The sequence below is a fragment of the Nocardia sp. GTS18 genome (genome assembly GCF_013839555.1).
Classification (GTDB): Bacteria; Actinomycetota; Actinomycetes; order Mycobacteriales; family Mycobacteriaceae; genus Nocardia; species Nocardia rosealba.
The window spans coordinates 82602-99329 of the sequence record NZ_JACBIU010000008.1 but is presented as its reverse complement, the minus strand read 5'-3'; the positions used below and the strand labels follow the sequence as shown (position 1 = coordinate 99329).

16 protein-coding genes and 1 pseudogene are annotated in these 16728 nt (G+C 62.3%); 8 read left to right on the top strand and 9 right to left on the bottom strand.

Annotated features, from left to right (window positions below; translation table 11 throughout):
- Window positions 1-47 precede the first annotated feature (47 nt).
- The gene (gene orn / locus HYG95_RS10905; RefSeq protein WP_181697868.1) at window positions 48-686 is read right to left on the bottom strand and encodes an oligoribonuclease; all 639 of its coding nucleotides are present in this window, start codon (window positions 684-686) and stop codon (window positions 48-50) included.
- Between the two features lie 172 nt (window positions 687-858).
- Here orn and HYG95_RS10900 point away from each other — a divergent pair, with 172 nt between their 5' ends.
- Window positions 859-2520 carry a helicase HerA-like domain-containing protein gene (locus HYG95_RS10900; protein ID WP_181697867.1) on the top strand — a complete coding sequence of 554 codons (1662 nt, stop codon included), beginning with the start codon at window positions 859-861 and terminating at the stop codon, window positions 2518-2520.
- Here HYG95_RS10900 and HYG95_RS10895 read toward each other — a convergent pair whose 3' ends face one another.
- Window positions 2521-2970, bottom strand: a complete 450-nt coding sequence (locus HYG95_RS10895; RefSeq protein WP_370465751.1) for a MarR family winged helix-turn-helix transcriptional regulator — start codon at window positions 2968-2970, stop codon at window positions 2521-2523. It lies immediately after the preceding gene.
- Between the two features lie 69 nt (window positions 2971-3039).
- Here HYG95_RS10895 and HYG95_RS10890 point away from each other — a divergent pair, with 69 nt between their 5' ends.
- Together HYG95_RS10890 and HYG95_RS10885 are read left to right on the top strand one after the other, a co-directional pair.
- Window positions 3040-4011, top strand: a complete 972-nt coding sequence (locus HYG95_RS10890) for a pirin family protein (protein WP_181697866.1) — start codon at window positions 3040-3042, stop codon at window positions 4009-4011.
- A 117-nt stretch (window positions 4012-4128) separates the two neighbouring features.
- Window positions 4129-4428: an excalibur calcium-binding domain-containing protein gene (locus HYG95_RS10885; protein WP_067486070.1), complete on the top strand. Its 300-nt coding sequence runs from the start codon at window positions 4129-4131 to the stop codon at window positions 4426-4428.
- A gap of 226 nt (window positions 4429-4654) precedes the next feature.
- Here the strand turns inward: HYG95_RS10885 and HYG95_RS10880 are convergent, their stop codons facing one another.
- A complete protein-coding gene (locus HYG95_RS10880; RefSeq protein WP_084458565.1) occupies window positions 4655-4888 on the bottom strand; it encodes a DUF3618 domain-containing protein in 234 nt (77 codons plus the stop codon).
- Window positions 4889-4960: 72 nt separating this feature from the next.
- Between HYG95_RS10880 and bcp the strand changes: the two genes are divergently transcribed.
- From bcp to HYG95_RS10865, 3 genes are all read left to right on the top strand, one after another.
- A complete protein-coding gene (bcp, locus tag HYG95_RS10875; RefSeq protein ID WP_181697865.1) occupies window positions 4961-5440 on the top strand; it encodes a thioredoxin-dependent thiol peroxidase in 480 nt (159 codons plus the stop codon).
- A 130-nt stretch (window positions 5441-5570) separates the two neighbouring features.
- The gene (locus HYG95_RS10870; protein ID WP_181697864.1) at window positions 5571-6023 is read left to right on the top strand and encodes a hypothetical protein; all 453 of its coding nucleotides are present in this window, start codon (window positions 5571-5573) and stop codon (window positions 6021-6023) included.
- A 156-nt stretch (window positions 6024-6179) separates the two neighbouring features.
- Window positions 6180-6749: a recombinase family protein gene (locus HYG95_RS10865; RefSeq protein WP_181697863.1), complete on the top strand. Its 570-nt coding sequence runs from the start codon at window positions 6180-6182 to the stop codon at window positions 6747-6749.
- Window positions 6750-7159: 410 nt separating this feature from the next.
- On the opposite strand, the gene HYG95_RS10860 is transcribed toward HYG95_RS10865, so the two are convergent.
- The 3 genes from HYG95_RS10860 to HYG95_RS10850 are packed head-to-tail and all read right to left on the bottom strand — an operon-like array spanning window position 7160 to window position 8839.
- Complete coding sequence (locus tag HYG95_RS10860) at window positions 7160-7993, bottom strand: Scr1 family TA system antitoxin-like transcriptional regulator (RefSeq protein ID WP_181697862.1); 834 nt, start codon at window positions 7991-7993, stop codon at window positions 7160-7162.
- A complete protein-coding gene (locus HYG95_RS10855; RefSeq protein ID WP_255495192.1) occupies window positions 7990-8520 on the bottom strand; it encodes a DUF6879 family protein in 531 nt (176 codons plus the stop codon). Before HYG95_RS10855 ends, HYG95_RS10860 begins: the two co-directional genes overlap by 4 nt.
- On the bottom strand, window positions 8501-8839 hold the full coding sequence (locus tag HYG95_RS10850) for a hypothetical protein (RefSeq protein ID WP_255495191.1): 339 nt from the start codon (window positions 8837-8839) through the stop codon (window positions 8501-8503). The genes HYG95_RS10855 and HYG95_RS10850 overlap by 20 nt, the downstream gene beginning before the upstream one ends.
- Window positions 8840-10252: 1413 nt before the next feature.
- On the opposite strand from HYG95_RS10850, the gene HYG95_RS10845 reads away from it, so the two are divergent.
- Window positions 10253-12526, top strand: coding sequence for a restriction endonuclease (locus HYG95_RS10845; protein WP_181697861.1), 2274 nt, complete (start codon window positions 10253-10255; stop codon window positions 12524-12526).
- A 47-nt stretch (window positions 12527-12573) separates the two neighbouring features.
- On the opposite strand, the gene HYG95_RS10840 is transcribed toward HYG95_RS10845, so the two are convergent.
- Both HYG95_RS10840 and HYG95_RS10835 read right to left on the bottom strand, forming a co-directional pair.
- Window positions 12574-14328, bottom strand: a complete 1755-nt coding sequence (locus HYG95_RS10840; protein ID WP_181697860.1) for a bifunctional DNA primase/polymerase — start codon at window positions 14326-14328, stop codon at window positions 12574-12576.
- 20 nt (window positions 14329-14348) lie between these two features.
- Window positions 14349-15902 carry a recombinase family protein gene (locus HYG95_RS10835; protein ID WP_370465750.1) on the bottom strand — a complete coding sequence of 518 codons (1554 nt, stop codon included), beginning with the start codon at window positions 15900-15902 and terminating at the stop codon, window positions 14349-14351.
- 15 nt (window positions 15903-15917) lie between these two features.
- Between HYG95_RS10835 and HYG95_RS10830 the strand changes: the two are divergent.
- Window positions 15918-15980, top strand: a pseudogene (locus HYG95_RS10830) (peroxiredoxin); the annotation flags it as partial.
- Here HYG95_RS10830 and HYG95_RS10825 read toward each other — a convergent pair.
- Window positions 15981-16715, bottom strand: coding sequence for a TetR/AcrR family transcriptional regulator (locus HYG95_RS10825; RefSeq protein WP_255495188.1), 735 nt, complete (start codon window positions 16713-16715; stop codon window positions 15981-15983).
- Window positions 16716-16728 lie beyond the last annotated feature (13 nt).

Genomic DNA, 16728 nt, shown 5'->3' with positions numbered 1-16728 from the left:
GGCTTGCACCGGCGCGGTAAATACTAGCTTGTACCGGCCCCGAAGCCCTAATCCGCTGGTCGGGACCCTGTTCCAGCGACGTCGACGGCCTCGGTGACCGCCGCCGCGATGCTTGCGATGTCGGCCGAGGACGGGCCGGGCGGCGCCACGAACGCGGTGCGCCGGTAGTACTCCAGCTCGCGGATGGATTCCTTGATGTCGGCCAGCGCGCGGTGCGCGAGCCCCTTCTCCGGCTGACCGAAGTAGATGCGCGGGTACCAGCGGCGGCACAGCTCCTTGATCGAGCTCACGTCGACCATCCGGTAGTGCAGGTGCGCGTCCAGTTCGGGCATATCGCGCGCGATGAAGCCGCGATCGGTGGCGATGGAGTTGCCGCACAGCGGCACGGTGCGCGCGGCGGGCGCGTACTGGCGCACGTAGTCGAGCACCTGCTGCTGGGCCTGTTCGAGGGTGACGGTCGAGCGCCGGACCTCCTCGGTGAGACCGGATTTCGCGTGCATGTCGGCGACGACGGGTGGCATGCAGGCCAGGGCGGCGTCATCGGCGTGGATGACGATGTCGACACCGTCACCGAGAATGTTCAGGTCGCTGTCGGTTACGAGCGCGGCGATCTCGATCAGCTTGTCGCTGTCGAGACGGAGCCCCGTCATCTCGCAATCCATCCAGACCAAGAGTTTGTCGGACACCCGAGCCACCCTAATGGGGTATCGGCGCGCCTCGCCGACAGGTGTGTCGCGCGGGCGCGGCGGAGGTGTTTGCCGACGACACCCGCCGAAGGCCACCACAGTGGTGACCGGCACGGATACAGTTTGCCTGAGATTTTCCGTTCATGTTCTTGCGATCGAGACGGAGGACGCGATGACCACCCCTCAGGAGAAGGCGGCAGCGGCTCGCCTGGCAGCCGAAGAGGCGGCGCGCGTCGCCGCCGAGGCAGCCGCCGCGGCGGAGGCCGCCGAGCGGGAGGCGGCGCAATCGGCTTCGGCGGCAACGTCACCCGACGCCTCGCCCGGGTCGGGTGCCGCCGCACAGATCGCGGCCGGTTACGCCTTCGACGGTCAGGCCCTGGAGCTGGGCACCGTTGTCGTCGACGGAACCACCGATCCCGCTGCGCGCGTGCGTATTCCGTTGCGCATGATGAACCGCCACGGGCTCGTCGCGGGAGCGACCGGCACGGGCAAGACCAAAACCCTGCAGGGCATCGCCGAACAGCTCTCGCGGGCGGGCGTTCCCGTGGTGCTCGCCGATGTGAAGGGCGATCTGTCGGGTCTACGCGACCCCGGTGCCGACAACGACAAGATCCGCGCTCGCGCCGCCGAGACCGGCGCGAGCGACTGGGCTCCGAGCGGTTTCCCCACCGAGTTCGTCTCGCTCGGTACCGAGGGCATCGGCGTGCCGATCCGCGCCACGATCACCTCCTTCGGCCCGATCCTGCTCAGCAAGGTTCTCGGCCTCAACGACACCCAGGAGTCGACCCTCGGGCTGATCTTCCACTGGGCCGATCAGCGGGGCCTCGCCCTGCTCGACCTGAAGGACCTGCGCGCGGTCATCACCCACCTGACCAGCCCCGAAGGCAAGGAAGACCTCAAGGGCATCGGCGGGGTATCCAGCCAGACCGCCGGGGTGATCCTGCGTTCGCTGGTGAATCTCGAGGCCGAGGGCGGTGACACGTTCTTCGGCGAGCCCGAACTCGATCCCGCCGATCTGGCCCGGGTCGTCGACGGCCAGGGCGTCATCACACTGGTCGAACTGGGTCAGCAGGCGGCGCGGCCCGCGCTGTTCTCGACGTTCCTGATGTGGGTGCTCGCCGAACTGTTCCAGACGCTGCCCGAAGTGGGTGACGTCGACAAACCCAAGCTCGTGTTCGTCTTCGACGAGGCGCATCTGCTCTTCGCCGACGCCTCCAAGGCGTTCCTGCAGCAGATCGAGCAGACCGTGAAGCTGATCCGCTCCAAGGGTGTCGGCGTGTTCTTCTGCACGCAGCTGCCCACCGACGTCCCGAACGCGGTGCTGTCGCAGCTCGGTGCCCGCGTCCAGCACGCGCTGCGCGCCTTCACCCCCGACGATCAGAAGGCGTTGGCGAAAACGGTTCGCACGTATCCGAAGTCGGAGGTCTACGACCTCGAGGAGGCGCTCACCAGCCTCGGTACCGGTGAGGCGATCGTCACAGTGCTGTCGGAGAAGGGTGCCCCGACCCCGGTCGCCTGGACCAAGATCGTGCCGCCACGGTCGCTGATGGACACCATCGGTGACGACGCCATCCGCTCCGCCGCCCGGTCGAGCTCGTTGCAGGGCAAGTACGGGCAGAGCATCGACCGCGAATCGGCCTACGAGATGCTGCTGGCCAGCGTGGCTGCCGCACCCGCCCCGGAAACAGCCCCGCCGCATGCGGGACCGGACGCGGATTCGGCGGCCGAACGGATCATGAAGAACCCGGCCGTGAAGAGCTTCCTGCGCTCGGCGGCCAGTGCGGCGGGCCGCGAGATCAGCCGCAGCTTGTTCGGCACCCGGCGGCGCCGGTAGTCAGCTCTGCTCGACCGCCGAGGCGACCTTGTCCGAGAGTGACCGCAATGCCGCGCCTTCCTGGCGGGTCATGTTGTCCACGAACAACTTTCGCACCAGCTCGACATGTTCGGGCGCGGCGGCGCGCAAGACGTCGCGCCCGTGGTCGGTCAGCGTGACCACGATGCCTCGTGCGTCGTCGGCGGCCGGGGCCCGGTCGACCAGCCCGCGCGCCGCCATCCTGGCCAGCTGCTTGGACAACCGCGACTTGTCCCAGCACACCTCCGCGGCGAGATCCCTGGCGCGCAGACAGCCCTCCGGCGCGGCCGAGAGCGGAACCATCAGCTCGTAGTCGGCCATCGACAGCCCGTGCCCGGCCAGCCCGGCCGACAGCGCCGCGTCCAGCCGCTGCCGCATCCGGATGAAGGCCTGCCAGGTCTGCTGCTCTTGCTCGGACAACCATCGGGTCACGGGAATGATCCTAGAACCACATTGGTTGACATGGAAACCAAATAGGTTCCACTCCAGGAGGCGCTTCCCATGCCCGCGATCACCGTCGACGACATCATGGTGCTGCCCCGGCTCCCCCGCCCGGACGTCACCGAAACCCAGCGGCCGGTACGTCAGATCGTCACCGCCCACCGTCAGCGCGAAGGGGCGGGTTTCGAGGTGACGCGCCCGTTCCCCAGCGTCGACCTGCGCGCGGCCGACCCCTTCATCCTGCTCGACCAGATGGGCCCCGTGGCCTACGAGCCCTACGAGGCCAAGGGCGCGCCATGGCATCCGCATCGCGGCTTCGAAACCGTCACCTACATGCTCGACGGCACCATGGTCCACCACGACTCCCAGGGTGGCGGCGGTGTGATCGGCGAGGGCGACACCCAGTGGATGACGGCGGGCTCGGGCATGCTGCACGACGAACTGCCCGAAGAGAAACTGGTGATCTCGGGCGGCCGGTTCCACGGCATCCAGCTCTGGGTGAACCTGCCACGCGCCCAGAAGTTCGCCACCCCGCGTTACCAGGACCTGCGCGGGAGCGAGCTCACCCTGGTCAGCTCGCACGACGGCGGCGCCCTGGTGCGGCTCATCGCGGGCGAGGTCGGCGGCTTCGCCGGGCCGGGTTCCACCTACACCCCGATCGCCTACGCACACGCCTCGATCAGCCCCGGCGCGCAGCTGGAAACACCGTGGCCGCAGGACTTCACGGCCATGGCCTACGTGCTGTCGGGCAGCGGCACGGCGGGCACCGACCGTCGGCCGATCCACACCGGCCAGCTCGTGATGTTCGGTAAGGGCGAGGCCATCACGCTCACCGCCGACACCGCACAGGACTTCGGCGACCTCGAAGTGCTGTTGCTCGGTGGAAAACCGTTGCGCGAGCCTGTGATCCAGTACGGACCGTTCGTCATGAACACCCGCGCGGAGATCATCGAGGCACTCGAGGACTTCCAGGCCGGACGGATGGGCACCGTGCCCGCCGAGCACCTCACCGGGCGCAGGCTCGGCGAGTAACAGGCGAGGCACACGCGGTGCGGTTGACAAGCGGGGGCCCCGTCATGAAGGTTGACTTCGCCGCCCGAGGCGTGTGTCCGGGCCAACATCCGAACCGCAGCAGACATAGAGGAATTCATGAACGTTCGTCGGCTCACTGTCAGCCTCGCCGCCGTAGGCCTCGGCCTGCTCGTCGCCCCCGCCGCTCAGGCGAATCCGTTGGTGACGGGCTCCGCGGGCACCGGCTCGTCCAGCTTCGACTCCCTGCTCGGCGCCACCGGCTCGGCCAACCTGGTCCAGTCCGGTTCGGCCGGCGGCGCGTTCCGCAGCTGCGACGAGGCGATGGCCGCCGGTCGCGCCCCCCTGTTCCGCGGCGAGGCGGGCTACTCCCCCCACCTCGACCCGGACGGCGACGGCCTGGCCTGCCCCACGCAGTGACATGGAGCGCTGGCGCGCTCGAGTCGGCGGCCCCTGTGGTCCCGTCGATCAGGCACCGGTGCTTGCTCCTTCGTCGCCTACGCACCGGCACCTGATCGACGGGACGGCCGCCGACCGCCGCTTCGCGGCGTCCCCTCCCTAAGGGTCGGGGAGTTGTGGGTGCGTTTGAATACAGAAACACCCGATGTGGCTTGTGCCGCATCGGGTGTTCTTGTTTGTGGACCGCTCAGCGGCGGAAGAGTTTGACCAGGACCAGGCCCGCTACGAGGGCACCCGCGCCGATCAGCGTGTATTTGACCTTGGGCTCGTTGAACTTGGCGACCACGATCGCCTTCGTGTCGTCGGCGATCCGCTGCGGATCGGCGCGCACCGCCAGTTCGTCGAGCGTGGTCGCCAACCGGGCGCGCGCGATCTCGATCTCGCGTTCGATCCGGTCGGTGTCGTCCTTGGCCACCGTCACCTCCAGGTATGTGTCTGTGCTCGCCCGAGTCTATCCATGCCGTCAGCGGACCCGGTCGGTTACCGTGCGGTGGTGACCGACAACCATCGCCTCTCCCCCGGAGACACCGCACCCGATTTCACGCTGCCCGACGCCGACGGCAAGGACGTGTCACTGTCGGACTACCGTGGCCGCAAGGTGATCGTCTACTTCTACCCGGCCGCCTCGACCCCCGGCTGCACCAAGCAGGCCTGCGACTTCCGCGACAATCTCGCCGAACTGAACGAGGCCGGGATCACCGTCCTCGGCATCTCCCCGGACAAACCGGCCAAACTGGCCAAGTTCCGCGACGCCGAGGGCCTCACCTTCCCGCTGCTGTCCGACCCCGAGCGCACCGTCCTGCAGCAGTGGGGCGCGTTCGGCGAGAAGAAGATGTACGGCAAGACCGTCACCGGCGTCATCCGCTCGACCTTCCTCGTCGACGCCGACGGCAAGATCGAGGTGGCCCAGTACAACGTCAAGGCTGCACATACGACAATCAATATCGATCGAATCTTGGGCAAGCGAAAGTAGGAACTTCCAAACCCGTACAGGATCGGGGAGCCGCATTACGTGCCGATCCAGAGGGCCGGGGCAGGGGCATCCCCCGTGGGGGGATGCTGCGCCTCAGATCCAAGCAGCCTTGCTGATACGAACTCCACACATGGCCAGGAAACCCAAATGCCAGTACGACGTAACCGCCCAGCTTGCACTGGGATGGGGCAACAACCCCAACTGTGCCGCTAAGGGCATGTGGCTCCCCACCCGCGAGAAGGCCGACGAGCACGCTGCCGAGTTGGTCAGTGAGATGCGCCAGGGAGGCGCATCCACCGCCCTCCGAACCGTGCGAATGCAACTTCGGGTGGACAGCAAACTCTCTGGGGATGCCCTGTACACAGCCTCCTACTACGACCCGGAACAGGGGCTGACCGACGCTGAGGAATACGCCGCTCGCGTCCACGACTGGCACGTCTCCGCCGATCGCTTCAACAGCAACATGTCTCGCAACAATGGGAAGTATCGAGTTGGGTACCTAGCCTGGTCGTGCGACTGGGGCGCCAAGCCGATCTCATGCCCAGCCTGCGGCACAGTGGTCGAACCGCAGCCGATGTTCTAGGCGTCTCAGAAACGATCCCTTGTTGCAACAGAGACTGGGCGATGCCCTGCCATCGCCCATCCTCGGGAAACAGCTCAACCAACTGTCTTGAAAACCTGTCTCATAACCTCTAGTCTCAAAACTGTCAGCGGTACGGGATTTTGAGACAGGATCAAGATGGCACTCATCGGCTACGCACGGGCCAGCACTGCCGACCAGGACCCCCAACTTCAGCTCGACGCGCTTGGCGCGGCTGGGTGCAACCGTATCTTCACCGACCATGGCGTGTCAGGTGCAAAGTCTCAGCGGCCCGAACTGGATCGATGCTTGGATCACCTTCGCGACGGCGATGTACTCGTGGTCTGGAAGTTGGATCGACTGGGCCGCAATACAATCCACGTCCTTCAGCTCATCGAGCAGCTGACTGAGCTCGGTGTCGGATTCCGCAGCGTCACCGAGGGGCTTCATACAGATGGCCCAATGGGCAAGGCCATGCTCACTGTGATGGCTGCATTCGCACAGCTTGAGCGAGACACCATGATCGAGCGGACCAAGGCGGGTCTAGCCGCCGCAGCGGCCAACGGGCGCAAGGGTGGTCGTCCTCGCAAGGTGGATGATGCAGACGCCACGAAGGCACGGGATCTGCGGGCGAAGGGTGTCACTGCCCCAGACATCGCCAAGATGCTGGGATGCTCCCGAGCGACCGTCTATCGGTACCTGTCGGCGGACGCACATTCAGAAACCTAGCCACACAGACTCCAAAAATGGGCCCCCAGAACGATTCTGACGGACGAAATCGCCTCTACCCACACTTGAGTAGGGGTCGGAGTTCTGATTGATTTGAGCAGGGCGGTTCCCGCTGATTTAGCTCTCGACCGATGCGGAAGAACCCGCGCTTCCATAGGAGTCCAGGTGCAGAGCTCGCTCTGCGAGCATCCCCATGAATTCGTCATGCCGCCGCTCCTCTCCGGCGGCGAAGCTGTCTAAATCCGTACCGATGCCGCTGAGCTCTGCGCGAAGCTCTCGAAGCTTCGTAACTAGCTCCACCCCGTTCGCTTCGAGCGCAGTACCTAGGTCGGCCACCTCCGACCGAAGCTCATCAAACCGCGCCGGGAGGTGAGGTAGTTCGGTCATCATCTGACCGTATCGAGGGTGGGTTATCTACTCCGCGTGTCGATCGCGTGCCGGATTACGCGACGTGCAGCGTCGCCGGTCAACGACATGTCTGCGAGCTCCGTGAACAGTCGTGAGTAGGTCTCGATCTCTCGGGGCTGTGTAACTGATAGCTCAGCGGTGGGAGTCTCGACCAGAACCAGGCGAGCATCGAACATGACGAAGTTCGTTGATTGCATGGGCATAGGCGTGTTCGTGGGAATGATGCCAAGTCTCACTCTCGGGAGCCCGGATACAGCTAGAAGCCGGTCCAACTGTCCACTGTGGACGCCAGGGCCGCCCACCGGGTTGTAGACGGCCTGCTCAGTCACGAGAACGTGAAACCTTCGGTCTCCCCGATACAGCCACTGTTGACGTTCGATCCGTTTCGACACCCCCGCGTCGACGTCGTCGGGTATCCCGTAGAACCGCACGGCGCGCCTCAGAATCTGTTCGGCGTACTCGGGTGTTTGGAAGAGGCCAGGAATGATCTGCGGCTCGAACACCCGCTGTAGTCGGGTTTCCTCGGCCAGCTTCACCGATCGTTCTTGTCGGCGACGGGTGCCAGTAGACAGCGACCGGCGCAGTTCGACGTATGCGGCTTCGATGCCCCGAAGAGTGGCGATGAGGTCCGGCAACTGATCCGCGGTGCCGGTGTGTGCGGCGTACGCGCGAAGGTCCGCCTCGTTCGGCGGCCTGGTGCCGTTCTCGATCTTCGAGACCTTGGACTCGTGCCACCCGGAGAGCTGAGCCAACCGACGTCCAGTCAGCTCAGCATCCCTACGAATCTCACGAAGGCGTCTACCCAGTTCCTCGCGAGCTTGGCGAGGTGTGGTCACGCGATGTGTTCCACGTACTCGCTGAACGGTGTTGCAAGCTCCCACACTCGGTTTCGCTGCTCTACGCAGTACCCAACCAGGCCGGGGTCCTCGGTGACCACCACCCCCCGACCGCGAGTAGCCGAATCGCGGGCGTGAAACGCCACGCGGGAGCTATCAAGCAGCCAGTAGTCCTCGGTCAGAGGCGGCTCCCCCGCGTTATGTCGGGGCAGGTACCTGATGTCTTCGCCAGCCTCGATGCTCTCGGGGTTCAGCGTCAGAATCCATCGGTGGTAGTCGCTCACCGGCTCGGTGAGTACGCGAACCCGGCGAATCGCCACACCGCGTCTGGTGGTGTACCTGACCAGTGAACGCCACGGGTCGAACCAGGTGTTGTCTGGTGGCTCGCCCGCAAGGAACCGCCGCAACGGCTCGGACTCGGATGCAACTGAGTATGCATCCAAGGTCTCTAGGTGGAACGCTTCCCGCCCGCACTCCGCGAACAGCGACTCCCAGAGGTCTGGTTCATCATTGAGCCGCAGCAGCATTGCCGTAGAACCTCCGCGTGTTCTTGGGAACCTCGATGACCGATTCGTCTTCGGCAAGGTACTTCACTTGTGCCAGGGTCTCAGGGTCAGTGACCGGCCGACCCGTGAGGGTAAACGTTCCCCGACCGGTGTCGGCAAGCTCAGCCCCGACGTAGGTGTCAGGCTCGGCGAACCCCAACAGCAAGTGCGGGATTTCGATCGTGTCAGCGTGGCTGGTTGTCCAGCCTTGTACCGCGTAGGTGTCTTGATCTGTCGCGTACAACGCCGGGCACTCTCCGGTACCGGACCCACCGTTGCCCAAGAACCTCAGTTTCAACATGACATGAACCCCCGTCTAACGGCTTGGCATTGTTTGGCATGCGGCAATGCCCAGTGTCGCTGGTTTCGGGCGCCTATGGGGCAGCTAGACACCAATGCAGGCAAGTTCCGCCAAGTTCGTTTCCGTGCGGGTTCGCCGGTTCGTAAGTTAATCCCACCGCTCCCGGCGGGTGAACTCAGAGTCCCCGCCGGGGGTGGAAGCCAACGAGCGCGCTACCAGGAGGCCCGCAGTGCTCCCACAACGCATACCGAAGCCGACACGGCTCGATCCCATAGAGGTCGCTCCACCCGAGGTGATCCGGAGATTGCTTGAAGCACTCGCTCGGTGGGAACCGAAGCGGCAAGCATCATGAGCAAGGCGGTACAAGCCCAGTTGGACGCACTGAACAAGCGTGCCGCCAGTCGTTCTATGGGCATACGCAGAGCGGAAGAGCCCCCGTACGGATGGCAGCTGTCGAACCCATTCCGGGTCGTCTGCCATGGGACCTTGGAGAACATCGCGGACTGGTTGACCGCAGCGGAGAGCCGCGATCGGTGATCCTCGCCGGATGGTTCCTCGTGTTCGCAGTTCCTGCCGGCGGCCTCGTAGCCGCCATCGTTTGGCCTACCGACTGAAGCCCCGGCTACCTGGGATTCAGAGATGACAGTCGATACGAACGCGTGGCCGAAATCGACCCAAGCGTGGATCACGCTGCGGAATGCCATCGTTCAGCGTCGTCCTTCGGTCGACTGCGAAACCCTTCTGGCGAAGATGGACGCGTATATCGAGCGGTCCAACCAAGCGATCGAGACTGGACCGGCAAGCAGGGATACCGGCCTGATCGAGACCAAACAGCGATGCACTTGCCGGCCCGTGCTGACCGAGCCACCGAACGAGCCGAGGCCTACGCGGAGACAGTCCCGCGCCTGGCTGACTCCGGGATATCGACAGCCGCAGAGGTCCAGCGACTTCGCGAGGATGTAGACCGGCTAAGTCGTCAACTGGCCGAGGTCCTTGCGATTGTCCGGCCCGAATAGGCGATCCCCAGTCCCCGCACCCCCTCCCGCGTGTGCGTGTGGACCGTATGACAGAGAGGTGAACAAGAGCCCTCAGGGGAGGTGGAACCCCCTCCGCTCCAGTTCGGTTGCCTCGATCGATCGCAGAGTTTGGACGTGGCGCGATCCATGTGGGCGCTGTTTGATGGCGTCGACTCGTGCGGCTGCATCGACACCAGCTTCTATGGCAGTTTGGTGCCCGCGGAGTCTGGTCTCGGCATTGCCGAGTCCTTGCCTGGCGGCGCGACGTCGCTGTTCGTAGTCCACGATGTCAGGGCCTCGATCAACTGGGCGATGGTGTCAGCGATGCTCCTGGGCCGCCCCCAGTGGACGCGCTGTTCTGCCGGTAAAGTCGGTCCTGATCCTGGATACTTCCTGTGTGCGCAACTTCTCAGTCCTGAGCGACCTCGACTTCGAGTCGGTCATCGCAGACCTGATAGCCGCAGAATCCAGCGCCAACGTCGAGCGATTCGCTCGTGGCTCAGACGGGGGAATCGATCTGAGATGGCGTCTGCCTAGCGGTGAACGAGCAATAGCGCAGTGCAAGCACTACTTTCGATCAACGTTCTCCCAACTGTTGAAATCGGCCAAGGACGAAATTCCGAATGTAAAATCTCTCAATCCTGCCGAGTATCGGTTCTATACAAGCTTCGACCTAACGATAACTCAAAAAAAGCAGGTATATGAGGTGTTCTCCGCATGGATGCCTGGGCCTGAACATGTATTCGGAGGTCGCGATATAGACGGTGCGCTCACTCGAAACGTCAACGTCGAGCGCCGGCATATCAACTTGTGGTTGTCCACTGGAACGGAATTATTCTGGGCTACAAATTCTGAGATTGCTTCCCGATCTGGAGTTCTTAGAACGCGCATCGAGCGGACCCTGAGCACGTATGTGCGAGGCGAGTCTTACGAAGAAGCGACGAAGATTCTTGACGAGCATCGTGTATGCCTCATCGCAGGAGTTCCCGGAATAGGGAAGTCTGCCCTGGCTCAAATGTTGGTCGCAAGCTACATCACCCTTGGATATCAGCCGATCGAGGTCTCCGAAGACATTAAAGAAGCATTTTCGGTGCTAGACCCCAAGGCTAAGCAGATCTTTTTGTATGACGATTTCCTGGGTCAGATATCGTTCACTGAGCGCATGGGAAAGAATGAAGACTCTCGACTGGTAAATTTTATTGATTCTATAGGTCGGATGGCTAATAAGAGGCTCGTCATGACTACCAGAGAGTACATTCTCAGAGACGCCCGTCTCGACTACCGTCGCCTAACGGAACTCGGCGACCACCTCCACTTCATTCTGGAGCTAGGCAAATATTCGCGCCTCGATCGTGCTCAAATCTTGTACAGTCACTTGTGGCGCGCAAATGTCCCAAAGATCTGCCGAAATGAACTGTCCAGTGGCGGATGGAAAAAGATCGTCGATCATCCTGGCTACAATCCAAGGTTGATCGAGTATTGCACAGGCCCCAACTTTGACTCTTCATCTGCAGGATACCTAACTCGGTTTTCCGCGATGCTTGCCCACCCCGAAGAGCTGTGGCGAAATGCATTTGACCGCCACCTCACCGAGAATCAAAGAGCGCTTCTGCTGTGCTTGGCTTCCATGCCGGTCCACGCGTTGCATGGGGACCTTCTAGGCGCTTACCTCTCTTACTGCTCAAAGTCGCACATTCATGCGAATGTCGTCACATTTCGTTCTTCACTTGAAGTGCTGGAAGGAACGTTCATCTCCATCGCAAAGAGAGGGGATGATATTGTAATATCCTTTCACAGCCCGTCTGTGGCCGAGTTTGTGCTTGATCGGATACGAGAAGACCTCGCAGTGCTTTCGTCGCTTATATCTAGTGTTGCATTCTTTGAACAGCTTACTATTCTGAGAAACGCGAGTGGAGAAGGCTCCTCCTTTGTATCTCGCATTGGCGATGACGGTACCCGCCGAATGCCAGTGGAGCTGTTCGGTGACAATTTCACGGAAGCGCTGATTAGAACATTTGGAGGACCGAGTCCGGTCAAGCAGTTGAAGTTGGGAACACTGGCCAGCTACGAAGATCCTAGTGGGCTGTTCGAAGTCCGCTTGGGAGACGTGCTCGACTTGCCAAGTGACCTTCGACCACCGGACACCTGGATAGAGTCACGACTGACCTTCTTGTCGGAGCGCTGGAAAGAGGCCCTCGGAGGGAAGCCTGAAGCGGTCCAGGTGCTACGTAAAGCCTCAGAGCTTAGAATGCGCGGAATTGTTACAATTCCTGAAGAAACTCTTGCTGATTGCCAAGCGTCCCTTGAGGACTGGCTTGGTTCGTCGCTTGACGAGACAGCCGACTGGAGCGCCTACGTGGAATTTAGCTTCATCTATTCCGACGACGAGATCGATCAGGGCATCAGGGACCGATTTCTCGATCATGCGTTAAGTGAGTTGATGGCATGGGACCCTTCACCCCCGGACCTCGACGCCTTGGTCGACATGGCAGAAATTTTCGGCGTATACCCGAGCATCGAGGAAGATGTTCGGGAGGCGAAAAGTCGTGAAGACCAGCAGGACGACATGGATGGCAATTCTCGCATGATGGCGCATCATCGCACTCCAGGGCCCGGGGATGAGAAGGAAATAGATGAAATGTTCAACCGCTTCATGAGCGAGGATTCCTAGCGCGCCAGTGTAAGAACGGCGGTTAGCCGCGTACCCCTTGGGTCGCGTCAGATTCCTATGTCACGCAAGATCCCCAACTGACGCATCAGCTCTTGCTCGTCCTCCCGGCGCTTACGTTCTTCCTCAGCCTCTGCCGCTAGCTCTTGCAGAATCTCGACCTTCTCCTGGTCGGACAACTCGTGTTGATATGACGATTCCAGCAAGTCAACGATCGAGTCCTGGACATCGCTCGTCTGCTGAGCGGGTTCACGCTGTCGCCGTTGGGCCTCAACCCACTTGAGGTCATCGTCCCGATACCTGTTCTCGCGGTGTGCACATACTTCGACCGCGCCAAGCTCAAGGGCGAGCTTCGCGGCAAGGTCCCCGGCATCATCGGCCGGTGCGAACTCCCTACCGGACTTCACCAACAAGCCGACCTCAACCATCCGGACTAGTGGCCGGTTGAGAGAGTCGGGACGAGAACCGCTGTAGTCACCTAGCGCCTTGGCCGTTGTCAGCCCAGCACCCACAAGGTCATACAGATGACCATGCCTGCCATCCATCCCAGGACTCCTATCGGTCCTGGGGACACTCCACACCATATGAAGGGGTCCCAGCCCCTTCCACAAGTCATCTGAAAGATCCTCTGTAGTATGTATTCCTCTTACTAATGGGGGGAATATGTGTGTGTTGTCGTCCGCTCGTCGCAGAAGACGTCGGACAGACCACTTCTCCTGTTTCAACGTCTGTAGGTGCCCCTGTGCGGTCAGCCGCTTCAACGCAGCTTCAACAGTTTCCTCAGATACACCGGCACGAAGAGCGAGCTTCCGCTTGCCCTGCGTTGTCTCGGTGTTCCCATGCTCAATGCATGCCGCTATCAATGCGAGCAGCACTCGCCTGTCAGACGGTCCGGTCTTCCCGCTCCAGACCGCGAACCTAGCCCAGGTCTCAATCTTCGACAGGTGTTCCTTCGCCCACTGTCCGAGCCCTCGTGGTCCGAGTGGCCCGCCGGTCGCACCTCTCACAGCTGATCGAATAGCTGACGCAATCCAGCTCGCGTCCGTTCCGCCGGACTCTTCGTACGCCGACGTGAGGACTTCCTCTGGGTCCTCCCCAAGGACATCGCACAGCCGCACGATCGGAAGGGCGTACTGGGTGAAGACCTCGTTTCGCTGACCTGGTCCGGCAGCAGCCACCCGGGCAACCAAGGTATTCAGCTGGATACCAGCATCGGCAGTGTCTTCGTCGGCCGGTGCAGGCTCGGAGGTCTCGACCGTCACCCGTGCTTCAACGGCTGACAACAGTTCCGGCGTAGCAGGGTATGGGGACAGATCACGGATGACTTTGTAGAACCGTTGCACGTCATCCGCACCACGGGCACGGGAGCCCGGCAGCATCGCGAACGCTGCGACCTCGATCATTGGTTCGCCGTGGTCGTTGCGAGCCAAGATGCTTTGTCGAATCTTGAACCCTTCAGGCAACGCATAGATCAGCTGTGCACCAAGGCCATGCGGGCCAGGTGACACCGTCTGCACTGTCCGTGTCATGGTGGTGCTAGGGAACATCTCAGCCATGAGATCGAGCGATCCGCCGTTCTTCGCATCGATGTCCACCACCAAGATGCCGCCCGTGCCGTTTCGGACAGCAGCGTTGCGGGTCAACTTCTCTCGCTCAGCTTTCGAGCGCTCGGGTATCCACTCACCAGCGCCTTTCACCACGCGCTTCTTACCCGGCAGACACGGCACAACCACGCAACCACGATCAAGATAGAAGTCCAGGTGAGCCGCCGCACCGCTCGACACTCGCTTATTCACTTCGCCCATCACCCTCAGTCCTCACACGATCACACTGCCAAATCGTCTATCGCACACTCAGGTTCCTCTTCACGCAGGGAAGGAGGCTCCACGTTTCGCAGCTCCGCGACCCAGCTCGGCTCGGGCCAGTCGTCCGGAGTACGGATCCGAATCTTTCCGTCCTGCAACCCGACGATCACTCCGGCTTCCCTCAGTACCTGTCTGCGATCCGTGTTCGGGTCGGCCCAGAGTTCGCCGTATGTCGTGCCCGTCCCCACTGTTTCCCAGCGCGCGGGAACCACAGGATTCTGCCCCAGCTCCCGAACCCTCGCTGACAACGCCGCCATGCGGCTGCGCCAGAGATCTTCATCATCGACCAAACCGTTGTCCGACTCCCAGCGAAGCCGCTTCAACGCTTGTTCAGCCATTGCGAGATCTTGCGTGTGGTCCTCACCCGGCCTGAACACTTGCCTGGTAACTTCCAACGTCGAGTAGTCCTCGATCAATTCGGAGATCTTCCGTTCAACCGCATCGAGCCGGACGGCACCCTTGCATCCACGCGGACTGCGGCCACACCGGATGTAGGTATGGACGTTCACAGAACCGTCCCTCTTCTTTACGCTTCGGCGATGCTGGCTCAGCGAGTACCCACACTCCAGGCACCTGCCAATACCCGACATCGGGTTGTCCGTCATCTGCCGGGCCTTGCCGCTCTGCGACTTGGCAGCGAGCAAGGACTGAATAGACTGCCAGTCCTCTTCAGTGAACGTTGGCTCAGCCATCCGAATTACATTGCCTTCGGTATCCAGCACGGGATGCTCCACACCGCCGTTGCGGCTGACCTTCAGACCCTGGGTTCGTACCGATGTCAGCACACGCCTAATCGTCGTCACCGACCATTCGCCGGAACCTCTCGCCTTGGCGACGGCCGTCTTCTTGCCATTCTCGTTCAACCAGACACACAGCCTGGTCATTGACCAGTGCTCATGGAGAAGCTTGTCCTTCATGTCGTGCAGCACCGCATAGGCTTCCAGGTCGCGCTCCAGCGCTTTGCCCTTACCAGACGGGTGAGGAATCGTCCGGTATCCGAACGGAGCCACGCCGTGTGACACTCGGTCGGTCATCTTGAGTTGGCTCATCCGATCCTGGGCACGGCTCTTGAAGCGGTTCAGCTCGATCTGAGCGAAGAAGGATCCGATGTAGATGAAGAACTCGGCCATCTGCGACTCGAACGAGCTCGCCCCCTGGTCTCGATAGTTCAACACCATGCCGTCACCGGAGAACGCGAGTACCTTCTTGTTCTCCTCGATGAACTTGGCGAAGTCCACACAGTCGCGGGTCGATCGAAACGCTCGGTCGATCTTCTGGAACACGATCACATCCCACTCATGCAACCGTTCCGGCTTGAGCCATTGCCCCAGGTCAGGACGCTCAAACGGGGTCGTCTTGCCTGCCGACACCCCCAGATCTTCGAATGTGTCGACTACCTCGTACCCCTGGGCGGCAGCCCACCGTAGGCCATCCTCCTTCTGGGCAAGGTGCGAAACCTTCTCTTGCCCTTGCATCTTGGATACGCGGGCTCCGACTATCGCTCTCAGCGTCACCTTGTCAAGAGTAGCGCCCAGTACAACGTGCGCGCCACCGGCCACGTGGCCAAACTGCGCCGCGACCTCTCGGTGTAGCTACTCGGCGAAGGTGCGGATGAACACCTCGAAACCGTCGAGCATCCGCGCCAGCCCGAATTCGAAATCCGCTCGCGCCCAGTCGATGTCGATCTCGTCTTCGTCGCCGTCGAACGCCGCGCCCGACATGGCCGCCGTCACCGCGGGGAACCGCCGCGGGTCGAGCACGCGCGCCATCACGGAGGCGAAGTCGGCACCTTCGACGGTCTGCAGATCGCGCAGCATGCGGCGTTTGCCGATGACGTAGACCGACACGTTCATCACCAGCTGCAGCTTCGCCGGCTCCGGCACGTCGGTCCCGGCGAGCGTGCCGAGCGCCACCTCGAGCCAAGCCATGTTGTTCGGGCCCATCGGCGGCCGGGCCAGCGGAATGTCGATCCACCACGGATGCCTGCCGATCCGGTCGAACTCGGCGAAAGCCCATTGTTCGAGACCTGCGCGCCAGGAGGTTCCGGCGGGGATGTCCGGTGGCGCGCCGACCACGCGATCCATCAGCAGGTCGAGCAAGGTGTCCTTGCTGTCGACATAGCGGTAGAGCGACATGGCGGTGAAGCCGAGCTGCTTGGCCACCCTGCTCATCGACAGCGCGGCGACGCCTTCCGCGTCGGCGACCTCGATCGCGGCATCGATGATCTGGTCGATGGTGAGCGCCCGTTTCGGTCCGCGACCGGCCGGCTGGGCCAACCCCCACATCAGTTCCACCGCTCTGGGTAACGCCGCTTCGCCGGTCGTCATCGACTCGCCCGCC

What these genes read in the sequence shown, in the direction of transcription:
- HYG95_RS10900 (WP_181697867.1), top strand. Translation starts at nt 859, where the DNA reads ATGACCACCCCTCAGGAGAAGGCGGCAGCGGCTCGCCTGGCAGCCGAA.
- HYG95_RS10850 (WP_255495191.1), bottom strand. Translation starts at nt 8,839, where the DNA reads ATGTTGAAACTGAGGTTCTTGGGCAACGGTGGGTCCGGTACCGGAGAG.
- HYG95_RS10825 (WP_255495188.1), bottom strand. Translation starts at nt 16,715, where the DNA reads ATGACGACCGGCGAAGCGGCGTTACCCAGAGCGGTGGAACTGATGTGG.
- HYG95_RS10890 (WP_181697866.1), top strand. Translation starts at nt 3,040, where the DNA reads ATGCCCGCGATCACCGTCGACGACATCATGGTGCTGCCCCGGCTCCCC.
- HYG95_RS10865 (WP_181697863.1), top strand. Translation starts at nt 6,180, where the DNA reads ATGGCACTCATCGGCTACGCACGGGCCAGCACTGCCGACCAGGACCCC.
- HYG95_RS10855 (WP_255495192.1), bottom strand. Translation starts at nt 8,520, where the DNA reads ATGCTGCTGCGGCTCAATGATGAACCAGACCTCTGGGAGTCGCTGTTC.
- HYG95_RS10840 (WP_181697860.1), bottom strand. Translation starts at nt 14,328, where the DNA reads ATGGGCGAAGTGAATAAGCGAGTGTCGAGCGGTGCGGCGGCTCACCTG.
- HYG95_RS10870 (WP_181697864.1), top strand. Translation starts at nt 5,571, where the DNA reads ATGGCCAGGAAACCCAAATGCCAGTACGACGTAACCGCCCAGCTTGCA.
- HYG95_RS10885 (WP_067486070.1), top strand. Translation starts at nt 4,129, where the DNA reads ATGAACGTTCGTCGGCTCACTGTCAGCCTCGCCGCCGTAGGCCTCGGC.